This window comes from Terrabacter sp. 01T434 (assembly GCF_056398545.1).
This window is the reverse complement of sequence record NZ_JBFTPP010000004.1, coordinates 261,849-285,939: the sequence shown is the minus strand read 5'-3', so window position 1 is coordinate 285,939 and position 24,091 is coordinate 261,849. Positions and strand designations below refer to the sequence as shown.

The window sequence follows — 24,091 nt, the reverse complement described above, 5'->3', positions numbered from 1 at the left end:
CCAGCCTCGCGAGCCCCTGGCGGGCGCGCATCATGCTTCGGGATGACCTCCCGGATGATCCTCGACCTCAGTCAGATCAGCCCGAGCTGGGCCGCGTGACGCACGGCGGCGCGCCGGTTGGCGACGTCCAGCTTGCGGTAGACGTGGGCGAGGTGCGTCTTGACGGTGTTCACCGAGATGAACTCGGCCGTCGCGATCTCGGAGGGCGACATGTCGGTTGCGAGGTAGCGCAGGATGGTCTGCTCGCGCTCGGTGAGGGTGTCGCCCCAGTCGTTGACCGTCGTGGGAGGGGTGCTCGACAGGTGCCCGATGACACGGACGACCAGGTCTTCGTGTCGGGTCCCCGTGCTCTGGTGCTCGGTCAGCAGGGGGGTGAGCGCTGCACCGACCAGGCGGAACGGCTCGAAGAATTCGAATTGCTGCGAGGTGTCGAGTGCGTGCTCCAGCGCCTCGTGGGCGGCCTCCCGGTCGCCCGACTCCGCGAGAGCCTGGGCACGCACAGCCTCGACCACGCCGGTGACGTGCGGGAACATGCGGTCAGCGGGGATCGTGGCGAGCACGTCGAGCGTTTCGTGCGGGCGACCGGTCCTCTGCAGCACGCAGGCTCGGAAGCACGTGGCCAGGTGGAACTCGGGCCCCTCCGCAGGTCGCTGGGCCAACACGCGGGCCTCGTCGATCTGCCCACGTTCGAGAAGCATCATGGCATCGAGCGCCGTGACCAGCGAGGGCCACCAGGGCGGCATCCGATCATGGGCTGCCAGCTCCCGACCCCGCTCGGCCGCACGCTCCGCGCCCACGATGTCGCCTGCGCTCAGGCACGCCTGCGCGTGCACGGTCGTGACGAGGCCGAGCATCGCCCAGTCATGCGGGAGCAACATCGCTTCGCACCGGTCGAGCAGTGCGATCGCGCGGCGGGGCTCACCCTTCCACAGCGCCAGCCACCCCAGGTAGCCCGAGGCCATCGCGATGCCCGGCAGGTCTCCCCAGCCCTTGGCATTGGCCTCTGCCAGCACCTCCTTGGCCAGCGCCTGGGCATCGTCGAGGCGACCGGTCGCGATCGACGGGATGCAGATCTCGGCGTGCGCCATGAGCCCGAGCGCGGTGTACCCCGCCTCTGTCGCGGTGGCATGGGCCTGGTGCAGCAGCCGCACGGCCTCGAGGGGTCGGTCGAGCATACGGGCCTCGCTCATCCCCACGTAGAGCTTGATGAGCGCCATCGTGGCACGGTCCAGAGAGACCGAGGCGGCCTCGGACTCGACGACCAGGCGATGCCCGCGCGCGAGGGACTCCGACAGCGCCGCCCGGTCTCGGACCACGAAGAGCTCGATGACGGTGGCCCTCATCTCGAACTGAACTCGAGCTGACTGGGCCAACCGCTCCGACAGCCCTCGTGCCCGCTCGAGCTCCAACCGCGCCACGTCGATGGCCCCTTCCTCCGCGGCGACGAACGCCTGGGCCAGATGTAGCTCGGCCGCGTCCGTGACGTCGTCGGGAACTGCCGCGGCGAGCCTTCGGGCCGTGTCGCTCTGGCCCGCGAGGACGAGGTCGAGCCACACGGACGCGGCGATCTCGCCGGCCAGCTCGTTGTCGTGCGCCGCCAGCGCGTGGGTCACCGCGACATCGGGGTCGACGGTGCGCCACCACAGGGCTGCCCGCCTCTCGGCTGCCCGGCCTGAGTCGGGGCGAGCCAGCCGGGGGGCTCGTAGGTTCGAGGCGAAGAGTCCGTGCCAGCGGAACCATGGCTCGTCGCCTACGCCGGACTCGCGATTGAGGAACAGCCCGTCCTGGGCACACCGCTCGAGCAGCGCTGCCGAGTCGGTGCTCGAGCGCACCGCATCCAGGAGGGAGGGGCACACCAGCTCGTCGATCGTTGCCGCCAGGACGAACTCGCGGAGGTCAGGGTCGAGGGAGCCGATGACCTCCGTCGTGAGGTACTCGGCGAGCGCATGGTCGCGTCGGACGTCGCGCAGGTCGGTCAGGACACCGGCTCGCATGGCGAGGACCGCCAGGCGGGTCGCCGCCGGCCAACCTTGGGTCAGTGTGTGCAGCTCCGCGACCGAGTCAGGGCCCAGCCCCAGCCGCCAGAGGCCAACCGCCGCGGCGGTCTCCTCGCGAGTGAAGGCGAGGTCGTGGTGCCCGACGAGCTCGAGTCGGCCATCGAGACGCAGCTTCTGCAGCCGCAGTCGCGGCATCGACCGTGACGCCAGCAGGACCCTGGAGGAGGGCGGCGCCCACGTCATGAAGTGGTCGAGCATCTCCAGGGCGCGCCCTGAGCCATCGAGGTGCTGGAGGTCGTCGAGCACGAGGGTCAGCGCGAGCTCCTCGTCCACGAACACCTGGTGGAGGGCGTGGACGAAGGCCAGATGGTCGGCAAAGAGAGGTGGGTCCTCCAGTCGCTCGAGCAAAACCCCGAGGGTCCCAGCGGCGGATCTTCGCAGGGCCGTCAGGAGGTCCGCCGCCAGCCGTCCGGGGTCCCGGTCCGACGGGTCCAAGGTCAGCCAGGCAACCGTTCCCTGCGGTGGGGACTCAGCGAGCCACGACGAGAGGAGCAGGGACTTGCCATATCCCGCCGGTCCCAGAAGGAGCACGGTCGAACGAGCGGCCAGCCGGTCGTACAGCCTGTGTCTGCTGACCACCTGATCCATCAGGGGCGCGCGGGAGAAACGACCGCCACGAGGACCTTGCACGGTGCGCCTCCTGCACAGTCCGGCCCGCCCTGGCGGAAGGGCTCTCCACCATTCGACCAGAGGGACGTCTCAGGGGAGGCGATTTCGGCAACCGTGCGATCGGCCCGACCGCAGCTGTTGCGAGTGCGCGCCGGCCCTTCCCGAGGAGCACCTCCACTGGTCATCCCGCGCGGATGAGGCGCGGCATCCACGGCCTACCTAGCCTGAACGTGACGGGGACGGTCGGAGAAGGGGACTGGGATGAGCCAGACCGGTCAGGGCGACGCTTCGCCGAACTCCATGGGCGAGAGAGTCTTTGTCCCGCCAGCGGCCAAGAGCCGCTGGACGGGCTGGGTGGTGTTCGCCGGCCTGATGATGATCGTGCTCGGAATCTTCCAGGCGATCGAAGGACTGACCGCACTCTTCCGTCACACGTACTACGCAGTCGATTCCAGTGGGCTGCTCGTTGGCGCGAGCTACACGACGTGGGGATGGGCGCATCTGTTGCTCGGGGTCCTAGCCCTCGCGGCCGGGTTCGCTCTGATGGCCGGCTACCTCTGGGGTCGCATTGTCGGCGTCCTGATCGCCGTTGTCAGCGCCACCACCCAGCTCGCCTTCGTCGCGGCCGCCCCCGTGTGGGCCGTGACCGTGATCGTGCTCGATGTCCTCATCATCTACGCCATCTCCGTGCACGGCGGGGAGCTGACGACCTGACGAACGCCAGCCCGCCGCTGGCCGCCGAAGCCAATCGGCCCCCGACCGGTTGAAGAAGACCACATGAGGACGAACAAGGAGCGGACGACCTCGTCGAAACGATTGAGCCCGGCAGCTCGGCGGCCGTGCTCGTCTGGGAGAACCTGTGGGCCGCTCCGTTCGGCGCAGCTGCGCGGCGTGCCGGCGGCCAGCTGGTCGCCAGTGGCCGGACCCCCATCCAGGCCGTCATCGCCGCCATGGAATCCGACGCAGAGAAAGAGTCTGACTTGCCACTCGCAGCCAGACGCAGGAGAAGGACGGTCGCAGCCGTCGGCGGAGCCCCGGTCGTCGCCCAGGGAGTGAACCGACGCCACGACCGCCGCGAAGACCGCAGCGAAGACCGCCGAGATCGCCGCTGATCAGTTCTCACGACTCTGAACCAGGCCGGGGACCGCGCTCCCGGCCGGGCTCGGTCGTGGCTCCGGCTCTTCGACCTCTGGCACTCGGCCGTTGGGCGATCAGGGGCTCTGGGCGCCGTGGCAGTCGGCCCAGGACCGGCCGCCTGCGCAGGTGCACGGGTCGGCTGGATCCCGCTTCGCATCGGCGCGGGCGTACCAGTCGCGCAGCCCGGTGGCGTCACGGCCCTGGCGGAGCAGCCCGGCCATGACCCGCATCGGCGCGTCGACGTGGTGGAAGAAGTCCTGGTAGCCGGCGCAGAGGTAGTTAAGCCCGGGCTCTCCGTCGGGCGTGGTGATGAACCGGTCCTTGGGGCAGCCACCATTGCACGCGAAGCGCACGTCGCACGAGCGGCAGTACGCCGGCAGGGTCTCGAGCTTGGCCTGCCCGAACGACCGCTGCTGCGGCAGGTTCACCAGCTCGAGCATGGTGCGGCCCTCGGCGATGTTGCCCAGCAGATAGCCCGGCTCGACGTAGTGGTCGCACGAGTAGAGGTCGCCGTTGTGCTCGAGGGCCACCGCGTCCCCACAGGTGCGGGCATGCACGCACGACCCGGCCTGGTCCAGGCCCATCCAGTGCGCGAGAGCGGTGTCGAACGTCGACACGAACACGTCGCCGACGTCGTGTCGGGCCCACTCCTCGAAGACGTCGACGAGGAAGCGGCCGTATGCCTTCGCCCCCACCGTGCGGTGCGTGACGAGGTCCCCCTCCTGCCGGTAGAGCGGCCGGTCGCCGGAGCGGGTGCCCCAGCCCGACTCCGCCAGGGGCAGCAGCTCGGCGGTCACGCGCTCGACGATCGGGATGAGCTGCACGAACGTCGCGCCGAGGTCGTCGCGCAGGAACCGGTAGACCTCCAGCCCGTGGCCCGCGTTGGCCGAGTTGACCGTCGTGAGCGCGTTCCACTCGACGCCGTGCCGCTTGAGCGCCCCCAGCCCACGCACCACCCGGCCGAACGTCGGCTTGCCACCCTTGTCGACCCGGTAGGCGTCGTGCATCTCGCGCGGCCCGTCGATCGAGACGCCGACGAGGAAGTCGTTCTCGGCCAGGAACGCGCACCACTCGTCGTCGAGCAGCGTCGCGTTGGTCTGCAGGGTGTTGAGGATGTGTTGGCCGGGCGCCGCGAAGCGCCGCTCGAGCGCGAGGGTCCGCCGGAAGAAGTCGATGCCCATCAGCGTCGGCTCACCGCCCTGGAAGGCGACGACCACCTCCTCGGCGCCGCGCTGGGCGGCGAGCAGCTGGCTGATGTACGCCTCGTGCACGCGAGGCGGCATACGGAACTCACTACCCGGGTAGAGCTCGTCCTTGGACAGGAAGAAGCAGTACTCGCAGTCGAGGTTGCAGACCGCGCCCGTCGGTTTGGACATCACGTGGAAGGACCGGGACGCCGTCATGGGGGGCGCCGCAGCTCTCACCACGTCAGGGCCGGCATCCACGGTCACCCACCGACCAGGTCAGTCGAGCAGGAACCATCCCCGCACCTCCGCCTCATGATCGACGTACCGCTCGCCGGACACGTCGATGACCACCTTGTCGATGCTCCCGCCGGTGAACCGGAATGGCGCGGTGTACGTGGGCGACACCGGTGAGGCGTCGTCGCGGCCCACGCAGAGCCCGTCCCCCACGACGCAGAAGGCTCCCGGCTGGGTGATGATCTGCGAGCCGCCGACCGCGTCGCCGTCGACGTAGAGGGTCAGCGTCCCGCGTGCGCCGGCCATCATGGGGTCCTCGCTGCGGCCCTCGGCGACGAACTCCGCCGACACCACGTGGGCGCCCGGCTCCATCGCCCGGTCCGCGGTGACCGTCTGGAGGTGCGTGCCGACCCAGTTGAAGACGTAGGTCAGCCGCTGGTCCTGCACGAAGAGACTGTGCCCGCCGGCCACGCCGCCGTGGGCGAAGATGACGCCCTGGGCGTCCGCCGAGTCGACCTGCACGCCGGCCGAGATCGTGTACGAACGCCCGCTGATCGCGACCGCCGACTGCTCGGGGACCGACGCGCAGTCCGGGTAGTAGACGTAGCGCTCGCGGGTGGGGGTGCCGCTGGGACGTTCGGCCAGCATCTGCTCGAGCGCGTTGCGGTCGTCGAGCGGGAGCCCGTTGTACTGCTCGGCGAGCTCGAACCAGCGGGCGATCATGGCCTGCACCCGCTCTGGCTCCTGCGCGGCCAGGTTCGTCGCCTGCGACCGGTCGACCTCGATGTGGTAGAGCTCCCACACGTCCTGGTCGAACTTTCCCCAGCTGCTCAGTGGCGGGTGCATGGCCGTGACCAGCCACCCGTCCTCGTAGAGGGCCCGCTGGCCGAGCATCGCGTAGAACTGGGTGCGTTTGCCGGGTGCGTCGGGCTGGGTGAGCGAGGCCGCGAAGCTCTCACCCTCGATCGAGCGCTGCTCGTAGCCGTTGAGGGTGACCGGCGGGGTGATCCCGATGAGGTCGTAGATCGTCGGGACGATGTCGACGGCATGCACGTACTGCGGCCGCGGCGAGCCCTCAGCAGGCACCTTCGCGGGCCAGGAGACGACGCACATGTCAGCGACGCCGCCCTCGTAGCCAGCCCACCGCTTCCAGTAGGGGAACGGGGTGTCCAGCGCCCACGCCCAGCCGGTGTTGTAGTGGTTGTAGGACTTCGGGCCGCCCAGCTCGTCGATGTGCTGCAGGCTCAGCTCGGTGGGGGTCGGGACGTTGTTGAAGAAGCGCCACTCGTTGAACGTGCCGTTCGGTCCCCCTTCACCGCTGGCACCGTTGTCCGAGACCACCACGATGATGGTGTTGTCGAGCTCGCCGGAGGACTCGAGGAAGTCCACCACCCGCCCGACCTGGTCGTCGGTGTACTCCACGTAGCCGGCGAACACCTCGGCCATCCGGACGAAGAGCCGCTTCTCGTCGGCGCTGAGGGACTCCCAGGGCCGCACGGTGTCGAGCATCGGCCAGGGCTGCCCATCCGGGCCGGTCACGGCTGGCTCACCGTGCGGGTTGATGCCGGACAGCTCGGTGTCCTCGGGCAGCAGCCCGAGCTCTTTCTGCCGGGCGAGGATCGTGTCGCGGATCGCCTCGTAGCCGTCGTCGAAGATGCCCTTGTACTTGTCGGCCCACTCCTGGAACACGTGGTGCGGCGCGTGCGCGGCGTCGAGGCTGAAGTAGAGGAAGAACGGCTTCTCCGGCTCCACCACCTTGGCGTCGCGGATGAACTGGATCGCCTTGTCCGAGAGGTCCTTGGCGATGTGATAGCCCTCATCCGGCGTGGCCGGCGGCTCCGTCGGGTGGTTGTCGTGGATGAGGTCGGGATACCACCCGCTCGACTCGCCGCCGAGGAACCCGTAGAACCGCTCGAAGCCGCGGCCCAACGGCCAGCGCTTCTTCCAGGCGGCCATACCCGTCTCCTCACCGGGGGTGAGGTGCCACTTGCCGATGCAGTACGTGTTGTAGCCGTGCTCCAGCAGGACCTCCGAGATGAACCCGTTCTCGAAGGGGATCCGGGTGGAGATGCCGGGGAAGCCGGAGCTGAACTCCGCGATGGTCGCCATGCCGTTGGACGTCGCGTTGCGGCCCGTGAGCAGGGACGCGCGCGTGGGCGAGCACAGGGCCGTGGTGTGGAAGTTGGCGTACCGGACGCCCCTGTCGGCGATGCGGCTCATCGTCGGTGTGTGCACCGGGCCGCCGAAGCAGTCCATGGTCGCGTAGCCCACGTCGTCCCAGACGATGAACACCACGTTGGGCGCGCCGGCAGGCGCTTTCGGCGCGAGGTAGGGCTCCCAGTCCGGCACCGAGTCCCGGATGTCGAGCTCGATCCTGCCTCGGAAGTCCTGTGGCATGGATGCCGCCTCTCCTCATGACCGCGGCCAGACGGTCGTGGTGGCCGTTCCTCGTGACGCGGTGAGTCGTCCGACATCACCGTCGCAGGAGCCGACACCGTGGTCGTCATCCGCGGCGGATGACGTCCCTCGCGTGTGCAGCGGCGGGCGGGTGGGATCGACGGGCCGCAGGAGCCCGGCGCCGGGGCTTCGAGGACATCCGTCACCGACGTCAAAGGTCATCCAGCCGGGGTGATCCACTCGCGCTGGTCGCGGCGTGACGATGGACTCCGGTGCCGAGCGCCGCTTCACGGCGGCCGAGCGACGGCAACAGGTCAACGGGAGAGCCCGACATGGACGGTATTGCCGCAGTCCTGCCCTTCGCCATCGGCGTCGCGATCAGCCCGGTCCCGATCATCGCGGTGATCCTCATGCTGTTCTCGAGCCGCGCCAAGGTCAACGGTCCCATGTTCGTCTTCGGCTGGGCCGTGGCCCTTGCTGTGGTCAGCGGGATCGTCCTCGTGGCGGGCGACGCGGCATCGGACAGCGCCACCACGGCCGGGGTCTCGTGGTCCCAGGTGCTCGTCGGCGCCGTCTTCCTGGTCCTGGCGGCGCGCACGTGGAAGAAGCGCCCGGCGCTCGGGGAGCAGCGCGAGCCGCCGAAGTGGATGGCCGGCATCGACTCGTTCTCATCTGGCAAGGCCCTCACGCTCGGGCTGCTGCTGGCGGGAGTCAACCCGAAGAACCTCCTTCTCGCGGTCGGCGCTGGTGCGGCCGTTGCCGGTCTGGCGCTGCCGACGACGAACGCCGTCCTCGCCCTGTTGGTCTTCGTCGTCGTCGCGAGCCTGACGATCGCCGGCCCGGTGACCTACTACCTGGTCGGTGGTGAGTCCGCCCACACCACCCTCGACGCGACCAAGGAATGGCTCGCGCTTCACAACGACGCCGTCATGACGGTGCTCTTCCTCGTGCTGGGCGTGAACCTCGTCTCGAAGGGCATCCCGCCCCTCACGTGATGTATCGACTCCCGCAGAAGGAACGGCCATGCACGTCAGCGCGATTGCCTTCATCGCGGCAACCCTGTTCGCCTGGGGCCTCGTCTCCAAGCGGCTGGCGCGCGCCGACCTGACGGCGCCGATCGTCTTCGTCGTCGTCGGCGCCGCGCTCGCGTGGGCAGGGCTGGTCGACGGGCCCGAGGAGTCGGCGACGCTCACCCCGCTCGTCGAGGTCACCCTGGTCTGGGTGCTCTTCTCGGATGCTGCCCACCTGCCGATGCGCGAGCTGCGCCGCGACGTGTGGCGCTACCTGCGTCTGCTCGCCGTCGGACTGCCCCTGACGGTCCTGCTCGGATGGGCTCTGGCCGCGTGGCTCTGGCCCGGGCTGGGGCTGTGGTTGGCACTCTTCGTGGGCGCCGCCCTTGCGCCGACCGACGCCGCGCTCGGGATCCCGGTGGTCACCAATCCCGTCGTCCCGTCCCGCATCCGTCAGCTGATCACGGTCGAGAGCGGGTTGAACGACGGGATCGCCACCCCGATCGTCACGGTCGCCATCGCCGGCGCGGCGGCCGCAGCCGGCCTCGAGGGTCACGAGGGTGCGGGCCACGCCGTCGTGCAGCTGGGCCTGGGGGTCGTGGTCGGATCTGCAGTCGGCGCCGCGGGTGGCTGGCTCCTGCGACTGGCCCGACGGCGCGACCTGGCCGCCGAGGACTTCACGGGCATTGCAGTCCTTGCGCTGGGGCTGCTTGCCTACTCCGCCGCGCTCGTCCTGGGCGGCAACGGGTTCGTCGCCGCGTTCTGCGGTGGTCTGGCCTTCGGCGCCTGCGCCGGCCGCCGGGGGCCGGAGGAGCTCGTCTACCTCGAACAGACGGGTGAACTCGTCTCGGCACTGGTGTGGCTGGCCTTCGGAGCCATCGCCATCCCGATCATGCTCGACCGTGTCGACGCACTCATGCTGCTGTATGCCGCCATCAGCCTCACCCTGGTGCGGATGCTGCCAGTGGCCCTGTCTTTGGTCGGCAGCGGTCTCGACCGCCGGACGGTGCTGTTCGTGGGGTGGTTCGGTCCGAGGGGGCTGGCGTCGCTCGTCTTCGCGTTGCTCGCCTTGGAGGCTCTCGGGCCGGTCGCCGACGAGGCGGTCGCCGTCGTCGCAACAACAGTCCTGCTCAGTGTGCTGGCCCACGGCGTCAGTGCGGCCCCCTTGGCCGCGCGATACGGAAGGACTGCAGCCGCCGCGGGTCCGGAGCCCGGCGGCCCGGTCGATGTCATAGAGCTACGCCCGGGGGCCGCTGCTCGCAGCCGGGTGAGAGGACGAGTCGACGACACCACCCCCGCGGGCCCCGCGGGCCACGACTGACGAGGCTTCGACCGTGTTCACTCGGAAGGCGGAGACGGCCCGCTGGGTCAGCTGGTCGTAGATCGGCGTGGACCTGAAGGCGTTGGCCGTCAGCATCGCGAGCGCGCAGGCGCCGAGCATGGGCGCCAGGAGGGTCGTGGACGCGGTCATCTCGGTCGCCAGCACGATGCCGGTCACGGGCGCGCGGACGGATGCCGTGAAGAAGGCCGCCATCGCGATCAGTGCCAGGGCGGCCGGCTCGGGCGTCTGGTGTGGCGCCACCAGGTGGCCGACCAGCCCGACGAGCAGGCCGAGGTGCGAACCCAGCACGAGCATCGGTGCGAAGAGGCCGCCCGGGGTGCAGGCGGCATACGAAAGAACTCCGAGGACGAAGCGCAGCACCAGCAGGCCGGTGACGGCGGCAATGGTGCCTTGGCCGAGCAGGGCCTGCTGGGTGAGGTTGTCCCCGCCGCCGACGACCCCGGGGGCGATCCAGCCGAGCGCTCCGACGAGGCTGCCGATCAGGGCGGCACGGGCCACGACCGGCCACCGGCTGGTGTCGGCGACGCGCAGACCCTTCATCACCGCGGCGTTGTAGGCGACACCGAGGAGGCCGCTGGTCACGCCGACGGCGATGACCAAGGGGGCCTGCGCCAAGGTCGGGTCCGCCAGGGCAGGCACCCGGAATTCGGCTGCGGCAGAAGGGTGCAGGAGGAGGTGCGCACTGGCGAAGCCGGCGGCGGACGCCAGCAGGGTGGCGAGGGTGGTGCGTGGGTCGAACCGCCTCACCAGCTCTTCCAGCACGAAGACCCCACCGGCGATGGGGGCGTTGAACGCGGTCGCGAGACCCGCGGCCGCGCCTGCGGCGACCAGGAGGCGGACATCCGACCGGCTGCGGCGCAGCACGCTGCCCACGATGACGGCGATCGTGCCGCCCATCTGCACCGAGGGCCCCTCCCGCCCGAGCGCGAGGCCCGAGCCGATGGACAGCACACCCCCGACGTACTTCACCGGGAGGATGCGGAAGCGCCCCGGCGGCGTGCGCCCCTCGACGACCGCCTCGACTCGTGGGATGCCGCTCCCCTCGGCGTGCGGCTCGACGCGGTGGACCAGCCACGCGGCCGCGCTGGTGGCGGCGGCGCAGCACAGGATGACGAGTGCGAATCCCAGGACCGGGCTGCCGTGGGCCCAGCGCACGAGGTCGATCCGAGCCTGCCCGACGTGCTCGAGCAGGAGACGGAACGTCCCCGCGGTCAGGCCGGTCAGCGCGCCGACGACCGCCGCAGCCGCAGCGAACGCCAGCTGCCCTCCGGGGGTGTCTTGGACATCGCGGCGGCTCGGTCCACGCGTGCGGAACCGCCGGCCGGTGACGGCCTGGTTCCACAGAGCCCTGGGGCGGCCGCGGCGTCCAGCTCGTCCTCGCTTCATGCACGCATTATGCAATGATTGCTCTATGCAAGAAAATCGCCGAGGCGGCCGTCCTACCTCCGACAGCGGCAGCGGCGGCGCGGAGGAGGACGAGTTCGTCACGGCCTTGCTCACGGCATCCCGGGCCCTCGTGGGCGTGTCGGCGCGCTCTCTGGCGGACGTCGAGGAGACCGTCACCATCGCCCAGTTCCGCGTGCTCGTGGTGCTGGCGGCACACGGCCAGACCACTCTGGTCCAGCTGGCCGGCCGCCTCGGGGTGAACGCCTCCACCGCGCAGCGCCAGGTCGACCGTCTGGTCCGGGAGGGACTGGTCGACCGGCGGGAGAACGCCAGTGACCGACGTGAGGTCGTGATCGTTACGACCGGCTCCGGGGCTGCCCTGGTCGACGCCGTCACCGCGCGTCGCAGGGAGGCGATCGCCCGGATCGTGCGCGACCTGCCGGGCGCCGACCGGCCAGCACTCATCGCAGCCCTGGAGGCCTTCGCGGCGGCCGCCGACGAGCCCGCCGCCGGCACCGACCAGGCCTATCGCCTCGGCTGGTAGCCAGGTCGTCCGACCTGGCTGTCCGACCTGGCTGTCCGACCTGGCTGTCCGACCTGGCTGTCCGACCTGGCTGTCCGACCTGGCTGTCCGACCTGGCTGTCCGACCTGGCTGTCCGACCTGGCTGTCCGACCTGGCCGGACAGCACGGCTACGCGGTGGTGGCCGAGGTCGACGCGCGGCGCTGGGCCGCGCCAGCGCCCCAGTGGCTCAGGTCGAGCAGCGCGGCGATGGCAACCCAGAACCAGTCCCAACCGCTCAGGCCACCGGCCCGCCAGAGGATGACGTACATCAGGGTCGCGAACGGCAGGAACAGCAGACCGAGCAGCGGCCAGATCCACGAAGTGAAGGCGGCGTTGACCATGGCCGGTCGGGCGATCCAGACGATGAGCAGGGCCAGTCGCGGGAACACGCCGGCCAACAGCACGAACAGGCATCCCATGGCCTGATCCTCTCCTCGATGTCACCTCCAACGCTCTCGCCCGGACGGCGAGGCCGGCGTCACCCGGAACGGGTGATCGTGCCCCGGCGCATGGTGTGGATGCGAACCGTGGAGCCTTCGCGCAGCGGCTGCACCTCCCCTGTATGCGTGAATCCATGCCGTTCGTACAGGGCTCGGGCGGTGTCGTTGCCCTCGGTGACGTGAAGCACGACGGGCCGGCCCTCCGCATCGGCATGTTCGAGCAGACGCTCGAGGATCCGTGAGGCCACACCGTGGCCTCGGGACGCCGGCTCGACCCACATGCCCCACACGAATGCGTCGGCAGATGCGTCGGGCAGGTACAACCCGCCCATGGCCATCGACCCATGGTCGGCGAAGCCGAGGACGATCGGGTCGGGGCCGGCCGCCCGGTCCCGCCAGGCCGACGGCGGCTGCTCGAGGGCCTCGGCCAGAGTCACGCCGAAGGAATCGGGTGAGTCCGCCAGCGCTTTCAGGCGAACGGCGCGGAAGTCCTCCCAGTCGTCGGGGGCGATGACTCGCAGCTCGGTGCTCACCGTCGGAGGGTATCCGCGGGCAGCATGAGGACGGCCTCGCTCCCCGCGATGGACGCGCTGGTCCAGCCTGGCGGGCTACAGGCGCTGGGTGCGCAGCCGCAGGGCGTTGCCGATGACGCTGACCGACGACAGCGCCATGGCTGCGGCGGCGATCATCGGGGACAGCAGCAGACCGAAGGCCGGGTAGAGCACCCCTGCGGCGAGCGGGATACCGGCGGCGTTGTAGACGAACGCGAACACCAGGTTCTGGCGGATGTTCGACATGGTGGCCCCGGACAGGGCCCGAGCGCGAACGATGCCGGTCAGGTCGCCCTTGAGCAGGGTGACGCCGGCGCTCTCGATGGCGACGTCGGTGCCGGTGCTCATGGCGATGCCGACATCGGCCGCGGTCAGGGCCGGCGCGTCGTTGACGCCGTCGCCGGCCATCGCCACGACTCGGCCCTCGGCACGCAGGGCCTGGACGACCGCGCTCTTGTGGTCGGGCAGCACCTCGGCCTCGACCCGGTCGATGCCCAGCGTCCGGGCGACGGCCTGGGCAGTGATCTGGTTGTCGCCCGTCAGCATCACGACGTCGATCCCTTCTGCGCGCAGCGACTTCAGTGCGTCGGGGGTGGTGTCCTTGACGGGGTCGGCGATGGCGAGCACGCCCGCTACGGCGCCGTCCATGGCGACGTAGACGGCGCTGGCACCGTCGGCGCGCAGCCGGTCCGCTTCGGCGTCCATGCTGGCGGTGTCCACGCCGTGACCGGCGAGGAACGAGCTGCTGCCTACGAGGACCTGTCGGCCTTGGGCGATTCCCGTGACCCCCTTGCCGACGGGAGCGTCGAAGTCCTCGACATCGGGAACGTCCAGGCCGGCCTCGCTGGCGGCTCGCACGACTGCCAGACCCAGCGGGTGCTCGCTGGCACGCTCGACGGCCGCCGCCACGCGCAGGACCTCCTTCTCGTCCGCCCCCTCGGTGGCGACGACGTGGGTGACGGACGGGCGGCCCTGGGTCAGGGTGCCCGTCTTGTCGACGACGAGGGTGTCGACCTTTTCCAGGAGCTCGAGGGCCTCGGCGTTCTTGATGAGCACGCCGAGCGAGGCGCCGCGGCCCACTCCGACCATGATCGACACCGGCGTGGCGAGCCCGAGAGCACAGGGGCAGGCGATGATGAGGACGCTGACCGCGACGACGAGCGCGTGGGCCAGCCGCGGCTCGGGGCCCATGGTGGCCCAGACGACGAACGCGATGAGCGCGGCCAGGATGACGGCGGGTACGAACACGGCTGAGACCCGGTCGGCCAGGCGCTGGATGGGGGCGCGGGAGCGCTGCGCGTCGGCGACCATCTGGACGATGCGCGCCAACATCGTGTCCCTGCCGACCCTGTCGGCTCGTACGACCAGGGATCCCGTCTGGTTCACGGTGCCACCGATGACGGCATCCCCGGCCGCCTTGGTGACGGGCATCGACTCCCCCGTGACCATGGACTCGTCCAGTGTGGAACGCCCGTCTTGCACGGCGCCGTCAACGGGAATGGACTCACCGGGACGGACCCGCAGCAGGTCGCCCACCTGCACCTGGTCGAGGGTGACATCGGACTCGGTTCCGTCAGTGGCGACGCGGTGTGCGATCTTCGGCGTCAGGTCCAGCAGGGCGCGGATCGCGCCGGACGTGCTCTCCCTGGCACGCAGCTCGAGGACCTGCCCGAGCAGGACGAGCGCGGTGATGACGGAGGCGGCCTCGAAGTAGACCGCGACCGCGCCGTCCATGCGGAACGCCTCGGGGAAGATCCCGGGCGCGACGGTGGCGACAACGCTGAACAGCCATGCGACCCCGGTGCCCATCGCGATGAGGGTGAACATGTTCAGCTTCATGGTTCGCACCGAGGCCCACCCGCGCTGGAAGAACGGCCAGCCCGCCCACAGCACGACCGGCGTCGCCAGGACCAGCTGGGCCCAGTTCGCCGCCGTCGGGGAGATGACGTCCGCGAGCGCAGGGACGAGGTCGCGCCCCATCGACAGGACGAGCACGGGGATGCTGAGGGCGACCGCGACCTTGAACCGGAGCGTCATGTCGGCAAGCTCGGGGTTGGGGCCGCTGTCAGCCGTCACGGTGACGGGTTCCAGCGCCATCCCGCAGATCGGGCAGCTGCCGGGACCGGGGCGTCGGATCTCCGGGTGCATCGGGCAGGTCCACTCCGCCACGTCGCCGGGTGCTGTATCGGCGACAGCCACCTGGGGGGTGTGGACGGCGCGTGATGCGTGGTGGCCGTGGTCGTAGCCGACCGAGCTGCTCAGGTAGCCGCTCGGGTCGGTCTCGAACGTGGCGCGGCATCCGGCGGAGCAGAAGCAGTACTCGTGTCCGTCCAGCACGATGTGGTGCTCGCTGGTGGCCGGGTCGACGTCCATGCCGCAGACGGGGTCTTGCACCAGCGAGGTCGTCGAAGAGGTCGAGTGGTCGCTGTGGCCGTTCATACCTCCACGGTACCCCCCAGGGGTATAAAGTCAACGTCGTCGTCGCGCGACCATCCTCCGCACGACACAACGTGGACAGCCGTGGACGCGGTCGACCCATCCTGGTCAGCCGGTGCCTATGGTGACTGCGTCCGTGCAACGCGAACAGCCCCCTGACCGGCGTCTCCGCTGGTCAGGGGCTGTTCAGTGTTGGTGGGCGATACTGGGTTTGAACCAAATTCCAGCCTGACCATGGAACCTGTTCTTGACGTGCCGAAACCCCTTGTGACCTGCCGAGGAGGCGTGGCGCATCGTCGAGCCGGTGATGCGCGGGTGGTCCGCTGGCGCCGTCCCCTTGTAGGAGTACCGCGCGGGCGCCATCGCGCCCGGCCCTACGGCATAACACCAACCTCGAACTTCGCTCCGCCCTCGGCTCGTACGCGGTCGCACGCCGCCTGCCTGAGCACTCAATTCGACCCCGGGACTCCCGCACACCTGTGCCGGGTTTGCGGCTAACCCGTCGTGCGGACCCCGAGGACATGGATGTGCTCAACTTCGAGCGCTTCAAGGGGGGCGGCGGGCGCCGCGACGGCCTCCGCTTCGTCCCGTTCGACTTCGTGCAGTGCCAACGGGCGCCGCGGTCCCTCCCGAGACAGACCTCTCGTGGGCCCTCAGCCTGCGACACCAACACCCAGCGAAACGCCACACGAACCGACCCTGCCGGATAGCGTGGACTCCGTTTCGTACTGGGCGGCGTCCGAGTGCCCGGGAAGGTCGTATGGAGGTCGGCACACGACCGGTACAAGTTCACGTCCGGGGCGTGGCAAGGAGTTACGAAACTCCATCTCGAGCCGTTCCCGCTCCCGGAATCAGGTCGGGCTGCTTGACCCTCAAGGCTGGACGACCAGGAGGCAGGCGCGTGGCAGAAACCCGACGTTCTTGGAAGCCTCGTCGTTCCTTGGGCAAGACCCGACTGGAAGCGTTCAGCGATGGCGTCTTTGCCATCGCCATAACTCTGCTGATCCTCGACGTTGCGGTCCACCCACCCGGAAGTCCGCTCGCGCAGGTGATCAACGCATGGCCGACCTACGTGGCCTACCTGATCAGCTTCCTCACCATCGGAGGAGCGTGGATCGTCCACACCGCGCTGACAGATCGGCTCGCGCGTTCGGACTCGATCTTCCTGCGGCTGAACCTTTTCGTTCTGCTGGCGGTGTCGTTCCTGCCCTTTCCGACCCGCTTGCTCGCCGAGGGCCTCGGCGATCGTGATGCCGAACGCGTTGCCGTCACGATCTTCGGGCTGACCCTGCTGGTGATCCGTCTGGCTGGATTGGCCTGCGACGCCTACGCCCGGCGCGAGGACCTCTACGTGTCCCCGCCGACCGTCACGGAAGCCTCGCCCGGCGGCGAGGACGAAGACGATGACGACGACGAGCTGCGACGTTCGCGTCGGAAGTCTTTGGGCGCCGTTGTCGGCTATGTCCTTGCGATCCTCGTCGGGATCGGCCTCCCGGCCGTCGCCATGGCCTTTTACCTCGGCCTGGCGGTCTACCTCATTGTGCCGTTCCGAGAGGTCTGGCAATTGATGACCCGGCCTCCCACCAAGGCCTGACCCAAAGCCTGCCACCAGAGCGAGGTGGCGGTGCACGCCGCACGAACGAACCGGTGTTCGGCGTCCAGTTCATGGCGGACTCCCCGAGCGCTTTCGCCCACAGGAGGCGTCCAGATCACCCGGGTGACTGTGCCCTCGGGTGAGCCCCTCTCCATACCCGTCGTTCTAGCCTCGAACTAGCAGACCAACGTCGAGCGGGCGGCTCCGCCCGCTGGCGCTGACGAAGGAGAGTCGCATGCCACGGATGTTGAGACGTGCAGCAGTGCTTGGAGCGACCGCCAACGTCGCCGCCAAGCACGGCGCCGCAAAGGCCGAAGCGGCGCAACAGCAGGCGGCCACCGCCGTGCCGGCACCGGTCGCGCAACCGCCAGCGTCAGCACCTGCTGACGCAACGCAACCCGAGGTGAACTACGACGACCTCCTGAAGCTGAAGCAGCTGCTCGACGCCGGCGTCCTCAGCCAAGCCGAGTTCGATGCTGAGAAGCAGAAAGTTCTCGGCAACTGAGCATGCGCGGTCCAATCCCCGCCCACGGACGCGTCTCCCGGCAGTTCCGAAGGAGTTCTCTATGTCCATAGGTCCCGTGCAGCTGCTCATCATCAGCTTCGACGAACCTCATTTCAGCGGCGAGATCCTGACAGAGTTGAACCGCCTCCGCGAGAGCGACATGATCCGGCTCATCGACGCCCTGGCCGTGCAGAAGAACGACGACGGGTCACTGGTAGCCCTCCAATGGAGCGACCTGTCAGTCGAAGAGGCCGAGGACCTCGGAGCGACGGTCGGCGCGCTGCTCGGCCTCGGCTTCGCCGGTGAAGACGGTGCGCTGGCAGGCGCCGAGGCCGGTATCGACGCAGCATCGGACGGTCACCTCATCGACGACGACGAGGTCTGGAACGTCGCCGATGCAATCCCCGCAGGAAGCGCCGCTGCCATTGCTTTGATCGAGCACGTTTGGGCGGCGCCGCTCCGCACCGCCATCGCCCGTGCCGGCGGGTTCCCCGTCAGCGCCGAATGGGTCCACCCGCTCGACCTCGTCGAGGTCGGACTAGCCGCCGCTGAGCTCGAAACCCCATAACGCGCTTGCGCGCCCCAGCAGGCGTGCCACCACACGAACCTCGACCGGTCCAAGACGCAAGACCTGGCGGGCGAGCAGCCCGACCAGCTTCGTGAGTTCGTCGATTCGTGGTTCGCCTAGGCGGGCGCGATCGTGGGGGAAGGAGGCGCATCATGACGGACACTTCGCCACGCGTGGCCAACCGGGCCGGTTGGGGCGTGGCCGGCATGCTGGCCGCCGCTCAGTTCATCATGGTGCTGGACACCACCGTGATGAACGTGTCCATCTCGCAGGTCGTCTCGGACCTGAACACCACCATCGTCGGCCTGCAGACCGCGATCACGATGTACACGCTGGTCATGGCGGCCTTCATGTTGATCGGCGGAAAGTTCGGCGAGCGGTGGGGGGCCAAGCGGGCGTTCTGGGTGGGCCTGCTGGTTTATGGGACGGGCTCCTTCCTCACCTCCGTGGCGCCGAATCTGGCAGTCCTGCTGATCGGTTGGTCGTTCGTCGAGGGCATGGGAGCCGTTCTGGTGATCCCGGCCATCGCGGCGCTCACAGCGGCCACCTACAAGGGCAAGCAGCGCGCGATCGCCTACGGGATCCTGGGCGGCGTCAGTGGGGCGTCGATGGCTGCCGGGCCTTTGATCGGTGGCTGGGTTTCGGCCTCCTACTCCTGGCGATATGTGTTTGCGGCCGAGTCGGTCGTGGTTCTGATCATCATCGCCTTCTTGCGGATCATCCCGTCGGTGCAGCCACGCAAGGCGAAGCTCGACACCGGCGGCGCCGTCCTGTCCGCGCTTGGCCTGGGCTCCCTCGTGCTGGGCATCCTGCGCTCCAGCCAGTGGGGCTGGATCATCCCCAGCCCCGGTGTCCCGCAGATCAACGGCAAGCCGTTGGCCCCTCTGGGACTCTCTCCAACGCTCTGGCTGATCATGATCGGGGCGATACTGCTCGTGGCATTCGGCCGACGTGAGCGCACGGTCAAGGCCCGCGGGGACGAGCCCCTGCTGGACCTGGCGCTGCTCGAGATTCCGCGGATGCGTGCCGGGCTGGTGGTGCAGTGGTGTCAGGCCTTCATCATCCAGGCGACGTTCTTCGTGCTGCCGCTCTACTTGCAGACCGTGTTGGGCTTCGACTCGTTGAAGACTGGGGTCACCATCCTCCCGATGTCCGTGGCGATGTTCGCGTTCGCACTCGGTGGGTCCGCGCTGACCGGCCGCTTCTCTGCGAAGCTGATCGTCCAGCGCGGCATCGCCGCCTTGCTCGCGGGCGAGCTCGTCCTGCTGTACTTCCTGGACCCGACACTGAGCGGGTGGGGGTTCGGCACCGGCTTGGCGCTGCTCGGCGCCGGCCTGGGGTTGATGGCCTCCCAGGTGGGCAACGTGATCATGTCATCGGTCGAGCCGAACCGCGGCGGAGAGGCCGGGGGGCTCCAGGGCACTTCGCTCAACCTCGGCGCATCGCTTGGGGTCGCGCTCGTCGGCTCGATCCTCCTCGCCACGCTCGCGTCCAATTTCAGCCAAGGAGTTCAGACGAGCCCCTCGCTTCCGGACTCGGTCAAGCAGCAGGTGTCGGTGGCCGCGCAGGCGAACGCCAACTTCGTGCCAACGACGCAGGTTGAGCAGGCCGCCCAAAAGGCAGGACTGCCCGCGGACCAGACCGCGGAACTCGTGGCCACGTACTCCGACGCCCAGCTCAGCGCTCTGCGGGCCTCCCTCGCCTTCCTGGCGCTCTTCGCGCTGCTGGCACTGGCGTGGGTGCGTCGCCTACCCACAGCGTCCCCGACCGACGACCCGGTCGTGACGCCGGTCGTCAATGCGTAGCCGCTCCCCCGGCGCCAAGCACCAGCGGCAGGCGAGCCCGACTCCCTCGATCAATCCCGATCGATGGCTCAAGCGCCGCTGCGAGACCACGCTAGGTCCATGATGGACAACGCGCCGACCCCTGTGCACGACCCCGGCCCGGATTCAGCACAGATACCCGAAAGCTACTTCTGGCCCTTGGGCGCCCTCATCCTGGTGATCCTGCCCCAGGTGCTGGTGCCCGCCCGAATGCGCGAAGGTCCGGTCCTGATCGTGCCCGTCCTCGAGGGAGTCGTGGCCCTGGTGCTGCTTGGTGTGGCGGCCAGACCAGGCCCGGTCCCCCGGGCGGCCCGCCCGCTGATCCTGTGGCTGTTCGCTGTCCTCGTCCTCGCGAACACGTCAGCGGCCGCCCGACTGGTGATCGTGGTTCTGCGGACTCCCCCAGCAGGAGAGCACCCGGCTACCGTGACCCAGCTCCTCGTCGGTGCGGCCCTCGTGTTGGCCACCAATGTCGTCACGTTCGGTCTGCTCTACTGGCAGCTCGACGGCGGCGGACCCAGTGGTCGCCTGCAGCATCCCGCTCCCTTTCCGGACTTCCAGTTCCCTCAAACCAGTACTGAAGGGTTGGCGCCACCGGGGTGGCGGCCACGGTTCGCAGACCACCTCTACGTGGCGTACACCAATATCGTCGCGTTCAGTCCCACCGACACCCTCCCCCTGAGCCACCGAGTCAAGGGGCTGATGGCCATTCAGTCGATGATCTCCTTGGCGGTTCTGGTCGTGGTCATCTCCCGGGTCATCAACATCCTGCCCTCCTGACCATCCAGGCTTCTGCGGCGATTCACGCCGTGCGCCGAACGCTCGGACGTGCGCCGAGGGCCCCGTTGCCAAGTCACACCTCTAGCGCGCTTGCCGAGCCGGCGGTGGTGTGGCACTTCGTTTCCTGCTTCCACATGAACCACACGTGCTGGACGACCCCAGGAGGGGTCCGGCCATCCCAGGCGAGTGTCTCCGGGACGTGTTGCCCGACGTGACCCAACCTTCTCAAGGCGTGGGGTCGCCCGCCGTCCCGGGGCTGCTCACCGCGACCCCAGGTATCTACGCCGCGAGGATCCCCGTCGGACTGTTCCTGCCGATTGCCGCGGTATGCGACGACCTTGCGATCGCCCGCGCAATGCGACCGGACGTCAGTGCCAATCCCCTGGATCTCACTGGACGACCGTCGAACTGAGATTCACCTGGGTGGTTGCGCGGCTGGGGTGATTCGGTCGAGGCGCAACCCCGACGATCATGCTGTCATGCCCCCGATCAGCTGCAAGGTCGTGGTCGCAGGCGAACTGAGCGACCACTTCGACGGCGCCTTCGATGGTCTGTCACTCGTCCGCGTGTCCGGGACGACAGAGCTCATCGGGCTGCTCGCCGACCAGTCAGCGTTGCAGGGTGTGTTGCGACAGCTCGCAGACCTTGGCCTCGAGATCGTGTCGGTCTCAACTACTCAGCCATGAGCGCCCCTGGGCCAGGGCGGCTCGAGCCCGCACTGGGCTAACAGTCTTCCGGTTGCTGCGCCTGGCGGTCATGACTTGGGTCGAACGACCTACAACCGCCGACGCCGCCAACGAGCGGTGAGCAAGTTCACCCTGATCGAGCTTGAGACCATCAACCGACTCGCTCGCGCGCCCTGAAACTCCAGACCTCGAGTGTCAACCAGATCGTCAGCAGTCCCTCGTGCGGGCGACTACGGTTAGTGGTGTCGAGTTTGGGGGATGCGTGGCTGTTAACGATCCGCTCGCCGGAGCGCCGCTCGCACCGGACCTCGTTGATGTCGGGTTCGTCCGAAGCAAGATCCTGCCGAGGCGGCTGCCGCTTGGGGCGATCAGCCGTCCGCGGCTGCTCGAGAGGTTGCGCGCGGGTCGGAGATCCAGCCTCACACTGCTTTCCGCGCCGGCGGGTTATGGCAAGACCACGCTGCTGACCGCATGGCAGGGCTCTGTGGCACCAACCCGCTGTGCGTGGGTGTCCCTGGACCGAAGGGACACCGACCCGATTCGGCTCTGGACCCACCTCATCGTCGCGCTGAACGAGGTGGAGCAGCGCGCCGGCACAGGCTCGTTGACGGCCCTGCGCGCAAGGCCTGACCGGCTCGAGGAGTATGCGCTGCCGGTGCTGCTGGAGGAGCTGACCGGTGACGGGCCTGACCTGGTCGTCATTCTCGACGACTACCACCTGGCGGAGAGCCCGGTCGTCGATGCCACGATCGAGGCGCTACTTCGCTATCGGCCAGATCGCCTCCAGGTGGTCATCTCCACTCGAGCGGACCCGGTTCTCGGGATCCCGCGACTACGGGCAATGGGTGAGCTGGCGGAGATTCGAGCCGCAGATCTGCGCTTCGATCGGCACGAAGTTGCGCAGTTTCTCGCCGGCGTCGGCGTGGTGGGGCTCTCCGACGAGGAGACGTCCCGCCTGGCCGACAGCACTGAGGGCTGGCCGGCGCCGCTGCGACTGTTGGCCCTCCTCATTCCCCAGCACGAGCCGCGGGCATTCATCGACTCGTTCGCGGGGGCTCGCCGGCCGGTGGTGGAGTATCTGACAACAGATGTGCTCGAGCTGCTGGAGCCAGCTGCTCAGGAGTTTGTTCTGAGGGTCTCGATCCTCACGAGGATGTGTGGGGCGCTGTGCGACGCCGTGGTCGGCGCGCCCGGCTCGGGGATCCTCTTGGCCGAGCTCGAGCGAGCCGGTCTGTTCATCTCGGCCGACAGCGCCGGCGACTGGTATCAACAACATCACCTGTTCGCCGAGGCGATGCGCCTGGAGCTGGCTCGCACTGAACCTGAGCTGCTCCCGAGACTGCATCTGCGCGCGGCTCGATGGTTCGAGGCGGCAGGTGACCTCGAGTCGGCGACCGACCACGCGATCGAGTCCCGCGACGTGGCGGTCGCTGCCCGGCTTGTTGCCGCGCAGGTCGAGTCATTGGCTGCGCGCGGGCGCTGGGCGACCGTACACGGCTGGCTGGCGGACCTGTCGTGGCCATCCGCATTGGCCGACCCCGAACTCGCTTGGGTACGTGCCACGTCGGATACCTTCGCCCACGACCTGGACGGTGCCGAGCAATGGCTCAACACCGCCAGCAGCGGTGTTCCGGAAGCCGTCGGTTCGCTCACCCTGCCGCTGGGGTACCGCGTCGAAATGCTCCGCTCTCTCGTGGGAGTCAACGACGTCTCAGCCGCCGAGCACGCCGCGCACCGCGCGCTCGCGATAGCCCCAGGGCCGATGTGGCAGGGCGCCGCCCTAGCCGGGCTCGGCCAAGCGCAATACCTTCGCGGCGAGACCGCCCAAGCGCGAGCGACTCTTCGAAGAGCGGTTGGTCTGATACCGGATGCGCATCCCAACCTCCTGGTCTTTGCGATCAGCAACTTTGCGCTCGCGGAGTATGCGGACGGCGGTGGCCCCCACGCTGACCCCGTCCTCGACCGCGCGGTCGAGATGATGACTATCCAGCCACATACCGTGGTGGGTGCCATCCTGCACATGGCGCTCGGGGAGCGCGCACGGGCCGGCGGCGATCCCAGAGCTGCCGTGGGATGGTTCGGGTCGGCGATCGCGATCCTCGGTGAGGGCAAGCGCAGCGCCTGGCTGGCGAACGCCTACCTGCTCAACGCATCCGCCTTTCGAGCGCTCGGAGATGCCAGCGGCGAGATCCGGTGCCTCGATGCAGCCGATGCCATCCTCGACACGCTGTCCGACCCCGGGGATTTGGCGCGCCGGTCGCGGAGCCTCCGCGAACGGGCCAGATCGGTCAACCGACGCCGGACGAGGTTCGGCGCGGTGTTGTCCGATCGCGAGATTGCGGTGCTTCAACTGGCTGGGGCGAGGCTCACGCAGCGTGAGATCGCCGATCAGCTCTTCATCTCCTTCAACACCGTCAAGTCGCACCTGCGCTCCGCGTACAGCAAGCTCGGCGTGAACTCTCGAGACGACGCCCTGGCATCCCTGGCGAACCTCCAGGGCGACCCGGCACCCCATCACGGCGACGAGTCGACACCCGCGACGCCGACGCGAGCAACCTGAGGTCAACCCGGCCGACCACGCCGTCACGGCCTGACCTGACCGCTGTGGGGGCAGCAGGTGCGAGGGCTTACTCACCTGGGTGAATCCGCTGGTGGGTGAGTACATCACGGCTGTGTCGCGGCACGATCAAGTGAGGACAGGTCGGCGCGCGTGCGGACGCTGACACATCGGGCTCCCCGGAACAACCGGAGCACTTCCGGCAGGACCCCGTCCGGCACCAGGTGG

The 24,091-nt window shown here is 69.0% G+C and carries 18 protein-coding genes; 11 read left to right on the top strand and 7 right to left on the bottom strand.

Annotation, left to right across the window (positions count from 1 at the left end; genetic code table 11):
- Nucleotides 1–71: 71 nt before the first annotated feature.
- Nucleotides 72–2,405 (bottom strand): LuxR C-terminal-related transcriptional regulator, encoded by a 2,334-nt coding sequence (locus AC1DIW_RS10910; protein WP_478108115.1) that lies wholly within the window; start codon nucleotides 2,403–2,405, stop codon nucleotides 72–74.
- 522 nt (nucleotides 2,406–2,927) lie between these two features.
- On the opposite strand from AC1DIW_RS10910, the gene AC1DIW_RS10905 reads away from it, so the two are divergent.
- Nucleotides 2,928–3,380 (top strand): DUF7144 family membrane protein, encoded by a 453-nt coding sequence (locus AC1DIW_RS10905; protein WP_478108114.1) that lies wholly within the window; start codon nucleotides 2,928–2,930, stop codon nucleotides 3,378–3,380.
- Nucleotides 3,381–3,877: 497 nt separating this feature from the next.
- Here the strand turns inward: AC1DIW_RS10905 and AC1DIW_RS10900 are convergent, their stop codons facing one another.
- Together AC1DIW_RS10900 and AC1DIW_RS10895 are read right to left on the bottom strand one after the other, a co-directional pair.
- A complete protein-coding gene (locus AC1DIW_RS10900) occupies nucleotides 3,878–5,179 on the bottom strand; it encodes an anaerobic sulfatase maturase (RefSeq protein ID WP_478108113.1) in 1,302 nt (433 codons plus the stop codon).
- A gap of 87 nt (nucleotides 5,180–5,266) precedes the next feature.
- Nucleotides 5,267–7,621 carry a sulfatase-like hydrolase/transferase gene (locus tag AC1DIW_RS10895; RefSeq protein WP_478108111.1) on the bottom strand — a complete coding sequence of 785 codons (2,355 nt, stop codon included), beginning with the start codon at nucleotides 7,619–7,621 and terminating at the stop codon, nucleotides 5,267–5,269.
- A 332-nt stretch (nucleotides 7,622–7,953) separates the two neighbouring features.
- On the opposite strand from AC1DIW_RS10895, the gene AC1DIW_RS10890 reads away from it, so the two are divergent.
- Together AC1DIW_RS10890 and AC1DIW_RS10885 are read left to right on the top strand one after the other, a co-directional pair.
- Nucleotides 7,954–8,616: a GAP family protein gene (locus AC1DIW_RS10890; RefSeq protein WP_478108109.1), complete on the top strand. Its 663-nt coding sequence runs from the start codon at nucleotides 7,954–7,956 to the stop codon at nucleotides 8,614–8,616.
- A gap of 28 nt (nucleotides 8,617–8,644) precedes the next feature.
- Entirely contained in the window at nucleotides 8,645–9,952 is a 1,308-nt protein-coding gene (locus AC1DIW_RS10885; RefSeq protein ID WP_478108108.1) for a cation:proton antiporter, read from the top strand.
- On the opposite strand, the gene clcA is transcribed toward AC1DIW_RS10885, so the two are convergent.
- On the bottom strand, nucleotides 9,869–11,359 hold the full coding sequence (gene clcA, locus AC1DIW_RS10880) for a H(+)/Cl(-) exchange transporter ClcA (protein ID WP_478108106.1): 1,491 nt from the start codon (nucleotides 11,357–11,359) through the stop codon (nucleotides 9,869–9,871). The two genes, AC1DIW_RS10885 and clcA, sit on opposite strands and share 84 nt — an antisense overlap.
- Before the next feature lie 25 nt (nucleotides 11,360–11,384).
- Between clcA and AC1DIW_RS10875 the strand changes: the two genes are divergently transcribed.
- Nucleotides 11,385–11,903: a MarR family winged helix-turn-helix transcriptional regulator gene (locus AC1DIW_RS10875; RefSeq protein ID WP_442280717.1), complete on the top strand. Its 519-nt coding sequence runs from the start codon at nucleotides 11,385–11,387 to the stop codon at nucleotides 11,901–11,903.
- Nucleotides 11,904–12,051: 148 nt separating this feature from the next.
- Here the strand turns inward: AC1DIW_RS10875 and AC1DIW_RS10870 are convergent, their stop codons facing one another.
- From AC1DIW_RS10870 to AC1DIW_RS10860, 3 genes are all read right to left on the bottom strand, one after another.
- A complete protein-coding gene (locus AC1DIW_RS10870) occupies nucleotides 12,052–12,342 on the bottom strand; it encodes a hypothetical protein (RefSeq protein ID WP_478106456.1) in 291 nt (96 codons plus the stop codon).
- Nucleotides 12,343–12,401: 59 nt separating this feature from the next.
- Nucleotides 12,402–12,896, bottom strand: coding sequence for a GNAT family N-acetyltransferase (locus tag AC1DIW_RS10865; RefSeq protein ID WP_478108104.1), 495 nt, complete (start codon nucleotides 12,894–12,896; stop codon nucleotides 12,402–12,404).
- Between the two features lie 75 nt (nucleotides 12,897–12,971).
- Nucleotides 12,972–15,353, bottom strand: a complete 2,382-nt coding sequence (locus AC1DIW_RS10860; RefSeq protein WP_478108102.1) for a heavy metal translocating P-type ATPase — start codon at nucleotides 15,351–15,353, stop codon at nucleotides 12,972–12,974.
- A 937-nt stretch (nucleotides 15,354–16,290) separates the two neighbouring features.
- On the opposite strand from AC1DIW_RS10860, the gene AC1DIW_RS10855 reads away from it, so the two are divergent.
- The 7 genes from AC1DIW_RS10855 (at nucleotide 16,291) to AC1DIW_RS10825 (ending at nucleotide 23,866) form a co-directional block, all read left to right on the top strand.
- The gene (locus AC1DIW_RS10855) at nucleotides 16,291–16,944 is read left to right on the top strand and encodes a TMEM175 family protein (RefSeq protein ID WP_478108100.1); all 654 of its coding nucleotides are present in this window, start codon (nucleotides 16,291–16,293) and stop codon (nucleotides 16,942–16,944) included.
- A gap of 235 nt (nucleotides 16,945–17,179) precedes the next feature.
- A complete protein-coding gene (locus AC1DIW_RS10850; protein ID WP_442278168.1) occupies nucleotides 17,180–17,449 on the top strand; it encodes an SHOCT domain-containing protein in 270 nt (89 codons plus the stop codon).
- Between the two features lie 76 nt (nucleotides 17,450–17,525).
- Nucleotides 17,526–18,017: a hypothetical protein gene (locus AC1DIW_RS10845; RefSeq protein WP_478108098.1), complete on the top strand. Its 492-nt coding sequence runs from the start codon at nucleotides 17,526–17,528 to the stop codon at nucleotides 18,015–18,017.
- A 152-nt stretch (nucleotides 18,018–18,169) separates the two neighbouring features.
- Complete coding sequence (locus AC1DIW_RS10840; protein WP_478108096.1) at nucleotides 18,170–19,822, top strand: MFS transporter; 1,653 nt, start codon at nucleotides 18,170–18,172, stop codon at nucleotides 19,820–19,822.
- Nucleotides 19,823–19,921: 99 nt separating this feature from the next.
- Entirely contained in the window at nucleotides 19,922–20,620 is a 699-nt protein-coding gene (locus tag AC1DIW_RS10835; protein ID WP_478108094.1) for a hypothetical protein, read from the top strand.
- Nucleotides 20,621–21,099: 479 nt separating this feature from the next.
- Nucleotides 21,100–21,306, top strand: coding sequence for a hypothetical protein (locus AC1DIW_RS10830; protein WP_442278172.1), 207 nt, complete (start codon nucleotides 21,100–21,102; stop codon nucleotides 21,304–21,306).
- 262 nt (nucleotides 21,307–21,568) lie between these two features.
- Nucleotides 21,569–23,866, top strand: a complete 2,298-nt coding sequence (locus AC1DIW_RS10825; protein ID WP_478108092.1) for a winged helix-turn-helix domain-containing protein — start codon at nucleotides 21,569–21,571, stop codon at nucleotides 23,864–23,866.
- Nucleotides 23,867–24,091: the final 225 nt, after the last annotated feature.